This window comes from Magnetospirillum sp., from assembly GCA_027532905.1.
GTDB lineage: Bacteria > Pseudomonadota > Alphaproteobacteria > CACIAM-22H2 > CACIAM-22H2 > Tagaea.
Genome location: JAPZUA010000001.1, coordinates 446,720 through 460,707, shown reverse-complemented (window position 1 = coordinate 460,707; position 13,988 = coordinate 446,720). Strand labels below are relative to the sequence as shown.

13 protein-coding genes and 1 pseudogene are annotated in these 13,988 nt (G+C 65.6%); 12 read left to right on the top strand and 2 right to left on the bottom strand.

Annotated elements, in window-relative coordinates:
* The first annotated feature begins 147 nt into the window (after positions 1 to 147).
* The 6 genes from O9320_02215 to O9320_02190 are packed head-to-tail and all read left to right on the top strand — an operon-like array spanning position 148 to position 6,682.
* Entirely contained in the window at positions 148 to 1,476 is a 1,329-nt protein-coding gene (locus tag O9320_02215; protein ID MCZ8309638.1) for an extracellular solute-binding protein, read from the top strand.
* Between the two features lie 6 nt (positions 1,477 to 1,482).
* Positions 1,483 to 2,373, top strand: a complete 891-nt coding sequence (locus tag O9320_02210) for a sugar ABC transporter permease (GenBank protein ID MCZ8309637.1) — start codon at positions 1,483 to 1,485, stop codon at positions 2,371 to 2,373.
* On the top strand, positions 2,370 to 3,209 hold the full coding sequence (locus O9320_02205) for a carbohydrate ABC transporter permease (GenBank protein MCZ8309636.1): 840 nt from the start codon (positions 2,370 to 2,372) through the stop codon (positions 3,207 to 3,209). Before O9320_02210 ends, O9320_02205 begins: the two co-directional genes overlap by 4 nt.
* Before the next feature lie 6 nt (positions 3,210 to 3,215).
* Positions 3,216 to 4,289, top strand: a complete 1,074-nt coding sequence (gene ugpC, locus O9320_02200) for a sn-glycerol-3-phosphate ABC transporter ATP-binding protein UgpC (protein ID MCZ8309635.1) — start codon at positions 3,216 to 3,218, stop codon at positions 4,287 to 4,289.
* Positions 4,290 to 4,294: 5 nt separating this feature from the next.
* Positions 4,295 to 5,539: an amidohydrolase family protein gene (locus O9320_02195; GenBank protein MCZ8309634.1), complete on the top strand. Its 1,245-nt coding sequence runs from the start codon at positions 4,295 to 4,297 to the stop codon at positions 5,537 to 5,539.
* Positions 5,540 to 5,572: 33 nt separating this feature from the next.
* A complete protein-coding gene (locus tag O9320_02190) occupies positions 5,573 to 6,682 on the top strand; it encodes a DNA alkylation repair protein (GenBank protein ID MCZ8309633.1) in 1,110 nt (369 codons plus the stop codon).
* Between the two features lie 4 nt (positions 6,683 to 6,686).
* On the opposite strand, the gene O9320_02185 is transcribed toward O9320_02190, so the two are convergent.
* Positions 6,687 to 6,956, bottom strand: a complete 270-nt coding sequence (locus tag O9320_02185) for a hypothetical protein (GenBank protein ID MCZ8309632.1) — start codon at positions 6,954 to 6,956, stop codon at positions 6,687 to 6,689.
* 72 nt (positions 6,957 to 7,028) lie between these two features.
* Between O9320_02185 and folP the strand changes: the two genes are divergently transcribed.
* The 3 genes and pseudogenes from folP to thiD all read left to right on the top strand — a co-directional run bounded on the left by folP (position 7,029) and on the right by thiD (position 10,165).
* Complete coding sequence (folP, locus tag O9320_02180; protein MCZ8309631.1) at positions 7,029 to 7,862, top strand: dihydropteroate synthase; 834 nt, start codon at positions 7,029 to 7,031, stop codon at positions 7,860 to 7,862.
* Positions 7,863 to 7,898: 36 nt separating this feature from the next.
* Positions 7,899 to 9,218: pseudogene (gene glmM, locus O9320_02175) on the top strand (phosphoglucosamine mutase).
* A gap of 143 nt (positions 9,219 to 9,361) precedes the next feature.
* Positions 9,362 to 10,165 (top strand): bifunctional hydroxymethylpyrimidine kinase/phosphomethylpyrimidine kinase, encoded by an 804-nt coding sequence (gene thiD / locus O9320_02170; GenBank protein ID MCZ8309630.1) that lies wholly within the window; start codon positions 9,362 to 9,364, stop codon positions 10,163 to 10,165.
* Here thiD and O9320_02165 read toward each other — a convergent pair.
* Positions 10,162 to 11,550 (bottom strand): PLP-dependent aminotransferase family protein, encoded by a 1,389-nt coding sequence (locus O9320_02165; protein ID MCZ8309629.1) that lies wholly within the window; start codon positions 11,548 to 11,550, stop codon positions 10,162 to 10,164. The two genes, thiD and O9320_02165, sit on opposite strands and share 4 nt — an antisense overlap.
* Positions 11,551 to 11,673: 123 nt before the next feature.
* Here O9320_02165 and O9320_02160 point away from each other — a divergent pair, with 123 nt between their 5' ends.
* From O9320_02160 to O9320_02150, 3 genes are read left to right on the top strand one after another with little or no spacing between them, the layout of a single operon-like run.
* On the top strand, positions 11,674 to 11,934 hold the full coding sequence (locus tag O9320_02160) for a hypothetical protein (GenBank protein ID MCZ8309628.1): 261 nt from the start codon (positions 11,674 to 11,676) through the stop codon (positions 11,932 to 11,934).
* A 7-nt stretch (positions 11,935 to 11,941) separates the two neighbouring features.
* Entirely contained in the window at positions 11,942 to 13,351 is a 1,410-nt protein-coding gene (locus O9320_02155; GenBank protein MCZ8309627.1) for a hypothetical protein, read from the top strand.
* A gap of 6 nt (positions 13,352 to 13,357) precedes the next feature.
* Complete coding sequence (locus O9320_02150) at positions 13,358 to 13,987, top strand: FMN-binding negative transcriptional regulator (GenBank protein ID MCZ8309626.1); 630 nt, start codon at positions 13,358 to 13,360, stop codon at positions 13,985 to 13,987.
* Position 13,988: the final 1 nt, after the last annotated feature.

Below are 13,988 nucleotides of genomic sequence, written 5' to 3'. Positions count from 1 at the left end.
GGTCTTGCGCCCGCTGACGCGGGGGGCAGGGCCGGGTCCGGCACATTTTTTGCTCAACATTCCACAGTATCGCCTTGCAAAAGGTGCCGACCGGTGCGCCGAATGGCGTGCCGTCTCTGTCGATCCTCTGGGAAATGGAGAGCGCCGATGCCTGCAAAAGATATCGCTTCGCCCAACCGCCGGTCCCTCTTGAAGGCCGCGGGGGCTGCCGCTGCCCTGTCGCTTGCCGGGCGCATCCCCGAAGCCGAAGCCCAGGCGCCCGTCACGCTGCGCGCCATGACGCTGCAGCGCGCACCGCTGCAGATGAAAGCCTACGAAGCCATGGTCAAGGGCTTCGAGGCTGTCAATCGCAACATCAAGGTCGAAGTGCTGCCGGTCTCGCAGACCGATCTGTGGCCCAAGCTTGCCGCCGCCTATGCGGGCGGCGACGTGCCCGATCTCGTGATGCAGATCACCTCCGAGAACGCCGTGTCGCTGTACGGCCAGGGGCTGCTGCAGCCGGTCGACGACGTCGTGCGCGCCCTCGGCGAGGCGGATATCGAGCCGGCTGCCCAGAATCTGTTCAAGGACAAGGGCTCCTATTTCGCCGTACCCGCTTCGAACAACTGCGTGTCGCTCCTCTGGTACCGCAAGGATCTGCTCGGCGAAGCGGGGTTGGCCCCGCCGCAGACCTGGGATCAGCTCGTCAACGTCGCGCGCAGGCTCACCAAGGGCGACAAATACGGCGCGTCCATGCCGTACGGCAAAACCGCGATGACCAACAGCATCACCTGGACGCTCGTGTACCAGGCGGGCGGGCGCATCATCGCGCCCGACAATTCGGTCGTCTTCAATTCCGACGCGACCGTGGCGGTACTCGAGTTCCTGAAGGAGATGCATCCCTTCATGCCGCCGGGCGTCAACCGCTACGATTTTTCGGACGTGCTGAACGCGTATGTCCAGGGCACGTCGGCGACGTGCATGTACACGGGCCGCGCCATCGTCAACGTCAACAACGAGAACCCGGCGATCGCGGACCACATCTCGTGCGTGCCCTTCCCACTGCGCAGCCTCGACCGGCCCTGGTGGTCGGGTGCGTTCGAATCGCTGATCGTGCCCAAGGCAGCGAAGAACGCCGCCGCCGCCAAACTCTTCGCGGCCTGGAATTTCAAGCTCGACACCTACATCGAATTCATCAACGCGACACCGGGCCACCAGATCCCGATGCTGAAATCGGTGCTGGCGTCGCCCGAGTATCTGAGCCATCCGCTGCTCGTGAAGTACCGCAAGGAGCTCGACGTCACGATCGACACGCTCGCAAAGGCGCACGCGACTGCCAAGCCCGACGACAAGAGCCCGCTGATCGTCAAAGCCGGCGAAATCCAGAGCAGCGGCATCTTCGCCGAGACGATCCAGCGCGTGGTCATCGAAGGCGAAGCGCCGCGGCGTGCTGCCGCGTGGGGCCAGGACCGCATCGCACGCCTGATGCGGGGCTAGGCGGCCTTGCTGCCCTCCACGCGGCGCGACCAAGCCCTTGGCTACGCGCTGCTGGCGCCGTCGCTCTTGCTGCTGGGCGGCCTGCTTGGATGGCCTCTCATCCAGGCGGTGCTGCTCAGCTTCTACGACATGCATCCGCTGACGCGGCGCATTATCTATGTCGGCATCGAGAACTACACCGACATCTTCGAAGACGACATGTTCTGGCGCGCCTTTGCCAACAACTTTGTCTGGCTGGCGGGTTCGCTGTTCCTGCAGATCGGCGGCGGCGTGGTGGTGGCGCTGCTGCTGAACCGCACTTTCATTGGGCGCGGCATCGCGCGTTCGCTGATCCTGTTCCCGTATCTGATGCCGGTCCTGGTCGCGGCCCTCGTCTGGCGCTGGATGCTCGACGACATCCACGGCATCGTGAACTACGCGTGGATCGGCATGGGGCTCAAACGCGTGGATTGGCTGAGCTCGATGCCCAACGCGATGGTCACGGTCATCGTCGTGGGCAGCTGGCGCGTGTTTCCGTTCGTGGTGATCGCCGTGCTCGCACGGCTGCAATCCATTCCGCAGCAGCTCTACGAAGCGGCCGAAGTGGACGGGGCGTCGCGCTGGTCGCAGTTCTGGGACGTGACGATGCCGCAGATCGCCAACGTTCTGTCGGTCATCATACTGCTGCGCGCGATCTGGGATTTCCGCGAATTCGACCTCATCTTCCTGATGACCGGCGGCGGCCCGGTGATCGGCACCACCACATTGCCGCTGCTTGTTTACAAGGAAGCGTTCGAGCTCTTCAAAATGGGCAAGGCGCTCGCGATCGCGGTTATCATGATGCTCTGCATGCTGGTGCTGATCGCCGCCTATCTGCGTTCGGTGCGCAATGCGCCGGCGTCGGAGGAAATCCGATGAGATCGCTGCCGATGCGCTTGCTCGGATACGCTGCGACGTCCTTCACTTGGGTATTGGTGCTGGCCGTTACGTTTCCGCTGCTGTGGATGCTCGGCACGGCGTTCAAGCGGCCGACCGAATTGTTCGCCAAACCGCCGACGTTCTTTCCGCACGCGCCGACCCTGCAGAACTTCGTCGACGTTCTGGAGCAGACGAAGTTCACGACCTACGCCACCAACAGCCTGATCGTGGCCACCGTCACGACCCTGTTCGTGCTCGTCGTGGCGACGCTCGGGGCGCATGCGATGGTGTCGTTCAAGCTGATGGGCCGCCACGTCGTGGCACGCGCACTTCTCCTCTGCTACATGCTGCCGACGACCGCCGTGCTGATTCCGATCTATCTGATGATCGCGGGCCTCGGCCTTGCCAACAGCCTTTCGGGCCTCATCGTCGCCTATACGAGCCTCACGCTGCCGTTCGCTTTGTGGCTGATGCGCGCTTTTTTCGCGGGCATCCCGCCCGAGATCGAAGCCGCCGCCCTCATCGACGGCGCTTCGAGGCTGCGCGCCTTCGTCGACGTGGTGCTGCCGCAGGCTTTGCCCGGCATCGTCACGACCGGCGTGTTTTCGTTTCTGATCTGCTGGAACGAGTATCTCTACTCGCTCGTGATGATCAACGACGACCGCACGCGCACGCTGCCGACCGGCATCATGGGCACGCTCGTGAACGGCTACGCCATCGAGTGGGGCATGGTCATGGCGGCGGCGACGATGATGAGCGTGCCGCTGCTGCTCGTCTTCCTGTTTCTCCAGCGCTACGTGGTGCAGGGCTTCGGCGCCGGCGCCGTCAAAGGATAGGGTTTTGTGACCGAGATTGTTCTCAAGGGTGTGCAGAAGAAATTCGGTGCGGACGTGTACGCGGTCGAAAACCTCGATCTCGTCATCGCCAAGGGCGAGTTCCTGACGCTGCTGGGCCCGTCGGGCTGCGGCAAGACGACGACCTTGCGCATGATTGCGGGCCTCGAGACGCTGACGTCGGGCGAGATCCGCTTCAACGAAAAGCGCATCGACCAGCTCGCCCCCGGCCAGCGCAACGTCGCGATGGTGTTCCAGAACTACGCGCTCTATCCGCATCTCAATGTGCACGGCAATCTCGAATATCCTCTCAAGAAGCGCGGCGTGCCGCGCGACCAGCGCCAGACCATGGTCGCGACCACCGCCAAGATGCTGCAGATCGAAGAACTGCTCGATCGGCGCCCGCGCCAATTGTCGGGCGGCCAGCAGCAGCGCGTTGCGCTCGGCCGGGCCATGATCCGCGATCCGGCCGTGTTCCTGTTCGACGAGCCTTTGTCCAATCTCGACGCGCAGCTGCGCGCCACGATGCGCGCCGAACTCGTGCGCCTGCATTCGCGCCTCGGCAAGACGATGGTCTACGTCACGCACGATCAGCTCGAAGCCATGACGATGTCGACGCGCATCGCGGTCATGTACAAGGGCCGTCTGCAGCAGATCGACACGCCGGCCACGATCTACAGCCGGCCCGCCAACCGCTTCGTGGCCGGTTTCGTCGGCACGCCGACCATGAATTTCGTCGAAGGCGTTTTTGCGAACGGGGCCTCCGGGCTCGAATTCCGCAGCAAGCTTCTGCCCGCGATTCCCGTCCCGAGCTTGCGCGGGGCCGCCGTCGGCATGGCGGTGGAGGTGGGATTCCGCTCCGAGCATGTGCTGCTGGGGCAGGGAACGGCGCAAGCGGAAGTCTCCGTCATCGAAGCGCTCGGCCACGAAACGCTCGTGCTGCTGACCGCCGGGACCGACGAGATCGCGGTGCGCACGCGCCCCGATGTCGCGGTGCGCGTCGGCGAAAAGGTCCGCTTCGAGATCGCAGACGCGCATGTGCATTTTTTCGCGAAGACGGACGGCAACCGAATAGGGGGGTGACGGCCATGGCGAATGTTCTGTTTACGAATCTGGCGTTTCTGGATGTGGCGGCGGGGGTGCTGCGCAGCGGCGTGCAAGTGCTCGTGCGCGACAACAAGATCGCCGCCGTCGAGACGGGGCGCATCGACCCAGGCGGCGCTTCGGTCGTCGATTTGGGTGGGCGCACATTGATGCCGGGCCTCATCGACTGCCACGTGCATATCGCACCCGGTGCCGTGCTGAACCAGCCCAAGCTGCACGGCTCGTTCGTCGCCGCGCGCGGCGTCAAATGGCTGTCGGAGATGCTGCGGCGCGGATTCACGACGGCGCGCGACGCAGGCGGTGCCGATGCGGGCTACCGCAAGGCCGTCGAAGCCGCCATCGCGATCGGGCCGCGCCTGTTCGTGGCGGGCCGCGCCATCAGCCAGACAGGCGGGCACGGCGACAAGCGCTGGTCGTCGGAATACGGCTGTGCGTGCGGCGAGGCGAACGCGTCGCTTGCACGTGTTGCGGACGGCGTGCCGGAAGTGCGCAAGGCCGTGCGCGACGAGCTGCGCATGGGGGCCGACCACATCAAGGTCATGGCCGGCGGCGGTGTTTCTTCGCCGTCCGATTCGATTTCGCATCTGCAGTATTCCGACGAAGAGCTGCTCGCCATCGTCGACGAGGCAGCACGCCAGAACACCTACTGCATGGCGCATGTCTACACGGCGCGCGGCATCAAGCGCTCGGTCGAGCTCGGCATCCGCACGATCGAGCACGGCAATTTCCTCGACGATGATTCCGCCAAAGCGATGGCGCAACGCGACGCGTTTCTCGTGCCCACGCTCGTCACCTACCGCGTCGACGGTGCGAACGGCAAAGCGATCGGATTCACGGAAGAAACGCTCGTCAAGAATACGGAAGTGCTGTCCGCCGGCACGCGCTCGCTCGAGATCGCGATGAAGGCGGGCGTCAAGATCGCCTACGGAACCGACCTCGCCTATTCGCCGAAGATCCACCAGCCCGAGGAATTCCTGGTGCGCGCGGAAGTGCAAAAGCCCGCCGAGATTCTGCGCAGTGCGACCCTGATCGGCGCCGAAGTGCTGCGCATGGTCGGCAAGCTTGGCGTCGTCGCACCCGGCGCTTACGCCGATCTTCTCGTCGTCGAAGGCGATCCGCTTTCGGACCTCAAAGTGCTGCAGAACGAGGGGGCGCATATGCCGCTCATCCTTAAAGACGGTAAACCCGCCAAGAACACGCTCGGCGCCGATCTGGGGCTTGCCCCCTAGATTTTTCTTCGCGCGGCGGCTTACGATCCGCCGATGTCCGCTTCGCTCAAAGACATGTTCGACCGAGCGGCCGTCGATTTCCTGGCAGGGAAATTGGCGGCCGTTTGTCCGTCTTTCGACGCCAAGAATTTTTCGCAGGTCGTCGCGGCCGACCTGCCAGCCCTCGAACTCAAAGCGCGCGCGGCCCGCATTGCCGACGGCATTCGCGACGCGTTGCCGGGCCGTTATCCGCAGCAGCTTGCCCTCGTGCGCAAAGCCGCCGGCACGCCGCCGTCGGCTGATGCCGATGGCGGGATGGGCGGGTTTCGCTATATGCCGTTTCTCAATTTTGTCGGCCGCCATGGGCTCGAAGCGCCGGAATTGTCGCTGCAAGCGCTGGCACAGCTCACCTGCTTTTTCTCGGCCGAATTCGACGTGCGTCCCTATCTATTGGCGGATCCGAAGCATGCGCTCACGCATGTCAAATCCTGGGCCCGCGACCGCGATTGGCGCGTGCGCAGGCTTGCAAGTGAAGGCATTCGCCCGCGCCTGCCGTGGGCGATGCGGCTGCCGCATTTTGCGGCCGATCCGGCACCGGTACTTGGCGTGATCGCGCACCTCGTCGTCGATCCGCATCCGATTGTGCGCCGGTCGGTTGCCAACAATCTCAACGACATTGCCAAGGACCATCCGGCCAAAGCCGTCGCCGCCGCAGCCGCGTGGCTCAAAGCACACGAAGCGCACGAGGTGGTACGCCACGGTTTGCGCACGCTCGTGAAGGCCGGCAACGGCGATGCCCTCAAGCTGCTCGGCTTCGAAGGCGGTGCGCAGCTTGCCGCGACGGATTTTGCGCTGTCGCCCAAAAAGATCGCGCTCGGCGAGGCGGTGATTTTTGCGGCCACCTTGCGCAACGCCGGAAGCCGCCGCGTGCGATTGTCGATCGACTACGCCGTGCATCATCGCAAGGCCAATGGCGGCACCACGGCCAAAGTGTTCAAGCTCGCGGTGCGCGAATTGGGGCCGGGCGAAAGCTGCCGCCTCGAGAAGCGCCACGCGATCCGCGCCATCACCACGCGCCGCTACCATGCGGGCCTGCATGCGTTGGCCCTGCTCGTGAACGGCCGCGAGCTTGCGCGCGGCGAATTCACGCTGCGCCTGCCTTAAGGGCCTAGCACCAGATGCGGCCCCAGCGGTCGCGGACACAGCGACGCGGGTGGCCGTAGGGAAAGACCGGTCGCGTGCCCCAGAACGGCGACGGCTCGAAGCGGCTATAGGGGTAGTAGCCGTAAGGCACGGCGTAGCTGGGGTAGGGATAGGGGCCGTAGACAGGCCCGCGCGTACCGTAGCCCGCATCGACCGCCCACACGCTGCCGCCCGCCGGGAGGCAAGCTTGCAGCAGCAGCGCCATCATGCACACGAGCGCCAAGCGGATCCGCATATCGGCACCTTTCGCGAAAAAGCGCTGCGATTTTCCCGACAACGCCGGACCGATTTGCGCTATTCCAGAGCCATGCGCAGGTTCGAAAGATTTACCTTCGACGCGCCCTTGGTCATGGGCATCGTCAACGCGACACCGGACTCGTTTTCCGACGGCGGCGATTTTTTCGATACAGAGGCCGCCATCGCGCACGGGCTTGCTCTCCACGCCGAGGGGGCGGACATCCTCGATATCGGCGGCGAGTCGACGCGGCCCGGGGCTGCGATGGTGCCGCCAGACGAGGAGCAGCGGCGCGTCGTACCCGTGATCGCAGCGCTCGCCAAAGCGGGCGCTGTCGTTTCGATCGATACGCGCAACGCCGCCACCATGGCAGCCGCACTCGATGCGGGCGCTGCGATCGTCAACGACGTGACGGCACTCTCGGGCGATCCGGCGTCGCTCGAACTTGTTGCACAGCGCCGTGTGGGCGTGGTGCTCATGCACATGCAGGGCGAGCCACAGACGATGCAGGCCAACCCGAGCTACGACGATGCGCCTGCCGAAATCGCGGCGTATCTGGCCCAGCGCCTTGCCGTGTGCCGTGCGGCCGGCATCGCGCCTGTGATGCTGTGCGTCGATCCCGGCATCGGCTTCGGCAAGAGTGTCGCGCACAATGCCGAGATACTCGCCAATGTTCCGACATTGCGCGCGTTGGGCGTGGCGGTGCTGATCGGGGCGAGTCGCAAGGCCTTCATCGGCGCTTTGTCGAAGGCCGAACGGCCAAAGGAGCGTCTGCCGGGTTCGCTTGCCGCCGCCTTGGCCGCTGTGGCCGGCGGGGCGGACATTTTGCGTGTGCACGACGTGGCCGCCACCCGCCAGGCGCTAAGTGTTTGGCGGGCAGTCGCAAATGCGCGCAAATCAACATGACTTTACCGCCTATCCGCCAACGCCTATAAGCGGGGCATGGCAAAGCTTTTCGGCACAGATGGGATTCGCGGCCAGGCCAATCGCTGGCCGATGACGGCGGAAATCGCGACCAAAGTCGCGATGGCGGCGGGCAAATTGCTGCGCCAGGGCAATCACCGCCATCGCGTGGTGATCGGCAAGGATACGCGCCTCTCCGGCTACCTGTTCCAGCCCGCACTCACGGCCGGGTTCGTTTCGATCGGCATGGATGTGGTGATCCTCGAGCCGTTGCCCACGCCGGCCGTGGCAATGCTCACGCGCAGCCTGCGCGCCGATTTGGGCGTGATGATTTCGGCCTCGCACAATCCGCACCAGGACAACGGCATCAAATTGTTCGGCGCCGACGGCTACAAAATTTCGGACGAGATGGAAGCCGAAATCGAAGCCTCGCTCGACACGTTGGACGGCCATGTCGCCCCCGAGCTGCTCGGCCGCGTGCGCCGCCTCGACGACGGGCCGGGCCGCTACATCGAATTCGCCAAAGCCACGTTCCCCAAAGGCCTGCGCCTCGACGGGCTCAAGATCGTCGTCGATTGCGCCAACGGGGCCGCCTATCGCGTGGCGCCCACGGTGCTGTGGGAATTGGGCGCCGAGATCGTGCCGATCGCGGTCGATCCTGACGGGCTCAACATCAATCGCGGCTGCGGCGCCACGCACATCGAATTGCTGCAGCAAGCGGTCGTGGCCCACGGGGCGCATATCGGCCTCGCACTCGACGGCGATGCCGACCGCGTGCAGCTCGTCGACGAAAAAGGCCGCTCGATCGACGGCGACCAGACGCTCGCCGCGATCGCGCGCGGTTGGAAGGCCGAGGGCCGCTTGCGCGGGCGCAATGTCGTTGCGACCGTGATGTCGAACATTGGGCTCGAGCGCTGGCTGGCGGGCGAGGGCCTGGCGCTTGCGCGCGCCAAGGTCGGCGACCGCAACGTGCTCGAGATGATGCGCGAGCTCGATGCCAATCTCGGCGGCGAACAATCGGGCCATGTGATCTTGGCCGACTACGCGACCACCGGCGACGGCCTTATCGCAGGATTGCAGGTGCTGGCCGCTTTGGTGCAGGCGGACAAGCCCGCATCCGAAGTGGCGCACGTGTTCGATCCCTATCCGCAATTGCTGAAGAACGTGCGTTTTGCGGGGGCCCCTCCGCTCGACGACGCGAAGGTCAAGGCCGCGATCGTGGCCTCCGAAGCGGCTCTTGCCAAAGACGGACGCCTGCTGATCCGCAAATCCGGCACCGAACCTTTGGTGCGCGTGATGGCCGAGGCCGGCAGCGACGCGCTTGTGGCAGCGAGCGTGGACCGCGTGGTCGAAGCCTTGATCGCGGCGGGCGGTACCCTTGCGGGCGGCACCAAGGCGAGTGCCGCCGTCGCCCCGTCACCGGATTCGGCAGCTGCCGGCGATTTGCCGGGCTATATGCGCCGCCGCCGCGTGGCGTCGCCCAGCGTGGGGCAATAGCGCGCATGCGTGGCCGCGTTCTGATCGTCGCAGGCTCGGATTCGGGCGGCGGTGCCGGCATCCAGGCCGACATCAAGACCGTGACGGCTTTGGGGGGCTATGCCGCGACCGCGATTACCGCCCTCACGGCGCAAGACACCAAAGGCGTGCACGGCGTGCATGCGGTCCCGCCCGATTTCATCGCCCAGCAGATGCGCGTGGTGCTGGCCGATATCGGCGCGGACGCGATCAAAACCGGCATGCTGCACGACAGTGCGACGATCGACGCGGTGTGCGACGTGCTCGATGCGCACGCGCTCGGCATCCCGCTCGTCGTCGATCCGGTCATGTACGCCAAAGGCGGGCACGCGCTCCTGAAACGCGACGCGGTCGAAACGCTGAAGCGCCGCTTGATCGTGCATGCCGCGATCCTCACGCCGAACCTGCCGGAGGCCGAAGCGCTCTCGGGCCGCACGATCCACACGGCCGAAGAAATGCGCCACGCAGCGCAAACGATGCTCACGCTCGGCTGCAACGCCGTCCTGCTCAAAGGCGGGCATCTCGACGGCAATCGCCTGGTCGACGTGCTCGCGACCGACGACGGCGTGCAGGTCTTTGAAAGTGCCCGCATCGAAACGCGCTCGACGCACGGGACCGGCTGCACGCTCGCCTCGGCCATTGCCGTGGGCCTGGCGCAAGGCCTCGATCTTGTCGCGGCCGTCGTGCGTGCGCGTGCCTATGTGCGGCGTGCGATCGAAACCGCCCCCAATTTCGGCGCCGGGCACGGGCCGCTCAACCACGCGCACACAGTGCCGGACTCGCCCGTTTAAACCATCCGCAGGCTGCCGATCGGCGGTTCTTCCAGAATTTCTACGATCGTGCCGATCGCGCGTTCGAGATCGGCGTCGGCCCTGGGGGCGGCGAGGGCGAGGCGCACGGCATGCGGCACGGGTGCGCGGCCGATCGCAAACGCGTTGGCGGGGGCCACGCCCACGCCGCGCTTGCGCGCAACGTCGGTGAATTCCTCGCGTCGCCACGGCTCGGGCAGTTTGAGCCAGATTTGCGAAGCCGCCGGATGGCTCGCGAATTCCTGGCGCGCGAGCAGGCGGCTAGCAATTTTCTGGCGCCGCTCGGTGAGCCCCTTCTGCCAGGCAGCGGCCTTGGCCGCATCGCCGCTGCGCACCAGGCGCGCACCCAATTCGGCCGTCAACGGAGTGGTCATGTAGGTTGAAGCCCGGATCGCGGCGGAAATGCGCATCGCGATCGGTTCGGGCGACAGCACGTAGCCCAGGCGCAAGCCGGGCGCCACGCTCTTCGAAAACGACGTGATGAAAATGCCGATCTCGGGGGCGAGGGCCGCAAGCGGCACGTTGCCTTCGTCGAGGAAGCCGTAGATGTCGTCCTCGATCATCGCCACGTTGTAGCGGCGGCAGATCTCGACGATCGCCTTGCGCCGCGCGAGCGGCATCAGGCTCGTGGTCGGATTCTGGAAGGTCGGCACCGTGTAGATGGCTTTTGGCGCGTGCTGGCGGCAGGCGGCTTCGAGGGCGTCGGGCAACAGGCCTTCGTCGTCGAGTTCGATGCCGATCAGCCGGACCCCGAGCAGATTGGCGATCGACTTCATGCCGTAGAAGGTGAGCGCTTCGACGAGCACGGCGTCGCCGGGCCGTGCGATCGCCGCGATCGTCAGCATCATCGCGTTCTGCGCGCCGGCCACGACCGCCACGCGCGCCGGGTTGGCCGCAAGGCCGCGGCGCGAAATCCATTGGGCACCCGCCTCGCGATGGGCGGGCAGGCCTTGCGTTTCGACGTAGCCCAGCAGCCCCGCAAGGTCGCCCTGCGCCATCTCGGCCATGTGGCGCGCGATCATATGGCTTGCCGGGCCCGATACGGCCGGCAGATTGCGCGACAGGTCCACGTAATCGTCGGTTGTGGGGGCCGCCATCGGCATCGACGGGGCCGCGTCGCCGATGCGCTCGCGAATGAAGGTGCCGCGCCCGACTTCGCCCGCGATGAGGCCGCGCCGCTCGGCCTCGGCATAGGCGCGCGTGACCGTGCCGACGGTCACATGCAGACGCCACGCAAGGTCGCGATGCGTGGGCAAGCGGTCGCCGGCTTTGAGCCGCCCGCTGGAGATGTCGGCGGCAAGTTGGTCGGCCACCGCGAGATAGCGCGGGCCGCGACGGGTGGCAATTTCGGGGAGCCAATCGGTCATGATGTCTCGCTTTGTTATGGTGACAATGTATTCGTTGACCCCAGATTGTGTCAATGAGAGGGTGGCTTGGCGAACAATGAGGGTGACATTCACTCACATATCCGCGCGAAAGAGGAGGTTTGTATGGGTACAATGATGCAAATCGGCCCCGCCGGGGCTGGTCCGATCGAACAAACGGCGCTGTCGCTGCGCCATGTCGTTGTCGGCGCCGTGCGCGCTGTCGATCGCGTTTTGCTCATGTGCGTCAAACATCTCTTCGCGTGGCAGGACCGTGCGCGCCAACGCACCCAAATGGCCGAGCTTTGTCCGCATATGCGTGCCGACATGGGTCTTACCGACGCCGACGTGTGGGTCGAAACGCGCAAGCCCTTCTGGCAGGGCTAAGGCTGCAATGTTGTCGCCCGGCGTGGCGGCAAGTTTGCCGATCGCTGCTTTTGCGGCGGCGGCGTGGATGTGGCCGCGTGTGCCGCACCGCGCCGCCCTCGCCGGAGCAGCGACGGCATTTGCTGTAGCTCTCCTGTTCGACAAAACCGGTGCGGCCGCCGATGCCCTGTGGCGCAGCTTGTGGATCGCCGGGCCGATGTCGCTGGTAATCGTGGCGGGCGTGGTCTTGCGCGATGCAAGCCCGCCGGCGGTTGCAGCAGCGGCGATAAGCGGCACGCAAGACGCGCGCACGCGCCACCGCAAGCTCTATGTCGCGTGTTTTCTGCTCGGTCCCTTTTTCGAATGCGCGGTCGGTTTCGGCATCGGCACGATGCTCGCACTCCCGTTTATCGCCGCTGCCGGATGGAGCGGTCCGCGCGCGGTGGCACTCGGCATGCTCGCGCAAAGCTTCGTGCCGTGGGGTGCGCTTGCCATCGGCACGATGGCGAGTGCCGCGATCGCCGATCTGTCGCCTCTGGACCTCGGCATTGCGGCGGCGGAATCGACCGCGTTTCTGCTGCCGGCCTTTCTGGCGGTGTTCTGGTGGCTCACGCGCGACCAAAAGATCCCGCCCGCGCAATATCTCGAAGATGCGCTGTGGCTTGCGGCAACCTGGGGCACGTTGCGCGCCGCCAGCGAATTTCTCGCGCCCGACATCGCTGGCCTTGCCGCCATCGGGGCTGTGCTTGCGGTGCGCGGTTTTGTCGATGGCGGGCGCATCGATGCGAGTTTGTGGCGCCGCTTCTGGCCCTATCTCGCGCTCGTACCGCTCTTGGTGTGCGTGCGGCTGGTCGCACCGATCGCCGACCTGTTGACGCGCGCCGCGATCCCGACGGCGGTCGATCTTGCACCGTTCGCACCGTTCCACCATGCCGCTTTCTGGCTCGGGCTGGTTGCCGTCGCGGCATGCCTTGCACAAGGGCGCAACGTGGCGGCTTCGATCGGCAGCGCGATCGTCACGGCGCGCGGCGCCTTGGTCGCGGGCGGCGCCTTCATCCTCTTCGGCGAAATGTTGGCGCGGCCCGGCTTTGCGCAAACTTTGGTGACTGTCGCCGAACACGCGGCGGGTCCGAGCGCATTGCTTCTGGCACCAATGCTGGCGGCTTTTGGCGGGGCGATGACGGGCTCGGCCCTTGCGGCCAATGCGATGGCCTTGCCGCTGACCTTGCCTTTGTGGGGTGCCGATGCGCTGGGCGGGACCGGCCTGCAGACCGCGATCGCGGCAGCCTTCACGGCCTTGTCGCCGTCGCGCGTGGCGCTTGCGGTGTCGCTGGTCGGGCTTGCGGGCGGGCTCGGTTTGGCCTATCGCGCCTTGGTGCCGTTGGCAGCCGGGCTCGTGCTTGCGTCGTTCGTCGCTTTTGCCGCCGAAAGGATCTGACCCCCGATGTATATTCCCGGCCCCTTTGCCAGCCCGCACGAAGAAGCCACGCTTGCGCTGGTCGAGCGCTACGGCTTCGGCCAACTCGTCACCAACGGGGTCGATGGCCTCATCGCCTCGCATCTGCCGATGCAGCTCGATCGCGCGCGCAACGTGCTGATCGGCCATTTGGCCGGTCCCAATCCGCAGACCGACCATCTGGCGGCGTGCGCTAAATCGGGCGGGCAGGTGCTCGCGATGTTCGAGGGGCCGCACGGCTACGTATCGCCGAGCTGGTATGCGCCCACGAACAAATCCGTACCGACTTGGAACTACGCCGCCGCACACGTCTACGGCGTGCCGCGCCTGATCACCGACAAAGCAGCACTGCACGGCCTCGTCGACAATCTTGCCAAACAATACGAGCGTTTGGGCTGGCACATCGAAGCGCAGGACAAAGCCTATATCGACACGATGCTGGGCGGCATCGTCGGCTTCGAGCTCGCGATATCGCGCATCGAAGGCAAGTTCAAATTGTCGCAGAATCGCAATGCGACGGACCGCGCCAACGTGATCGCGGCGTTGGCGGCGAGCGGCAATGCCGACGACGCGGCCCTTGCCGAATTGATGCAGAGCCACCTCGAAAAAGGAAAATGAC

Excerpts from the sequence above, each read along its gene's own strand:
- O9320_02205 (MCZ8309636.1), top strand. The coding sequence starts at position 2,370 with ATGAGATCGCTGCCGATGCGCTTGCTCGGATACGCTGCGACGTCCTTC.
- O9320_02150 (MCZ8309626.1), top strand. The coding sequence starts at position 13,358 with ATGTATATTCCCGGCCCCTTTGCCAGCCCGCACGAAGAAGCCACGCTT.
- O9320_02185 (MCZ8309632.1), bottom strand. The coding sequence starts at position 6,956 with ATGCGGATCCGCTTGGCGCTCGTGTGCATGATGGCGCTGCTGCTGCAA.
- O9320_02190 (MCZ8309633.1), top strand. The coding sequence starts at position 5,573 with ATGTCCGCTTCGCTCAAAGACATGTTCGACCGAGCGGCCGTCGATTTC.
- O9320_02215 (MCZ8309638.1), top strand. The coding sequence starts at position 148 with ATGCCTGCAAAAGATATCGCTTCGCCCAACCGCCGGTCCCTCTTGAAG.
- O9320_02160 (MCZ8309628.1), top strand. The coding sequence starts at position 11,674 with ATGGGTACAATGATGCAAATCGGCCCCGCCGGGGCTGGTCCGATCGAA.
- thiD (MCZ8309630.1), top strand. The coding sequence starts at position 9,362 with ATGCGTGGCCGCGTTCTGATCGTCGCAGGCTCGGATTCGGGCGGCGGT.
- O9320_02155 (MCZ8309627.1), top strand. The coding sequence starts at position 11,942 with ATGTTGTCGCCCGGCGTGGCGGCAAGTTTGCCGATCGCTGCTTTTGCG.
- folP (MCZ8309631.1), top strand. The coding sequence starts at position 7,029 with ATGCGCAGGTTCGAAAGATTTACCTTCGACGCGCCCTTGGTCATGGGC.
- O9320_02195 (MCZ8309634.1), top strand. The coding sequence starts at position 4,295 with ATGGCGAATGTTCTGTTTACGAATCTGGCGTTTCTGGATGTGGCGGCG.
- O9320_02165 (MCZ8309629.1), bottom strand. The coding sequence starts at position 11,550 with ATGACCGATTGGCTCCCCGAAATTGCCACCCGTCGCGGCCCGCGCTAT.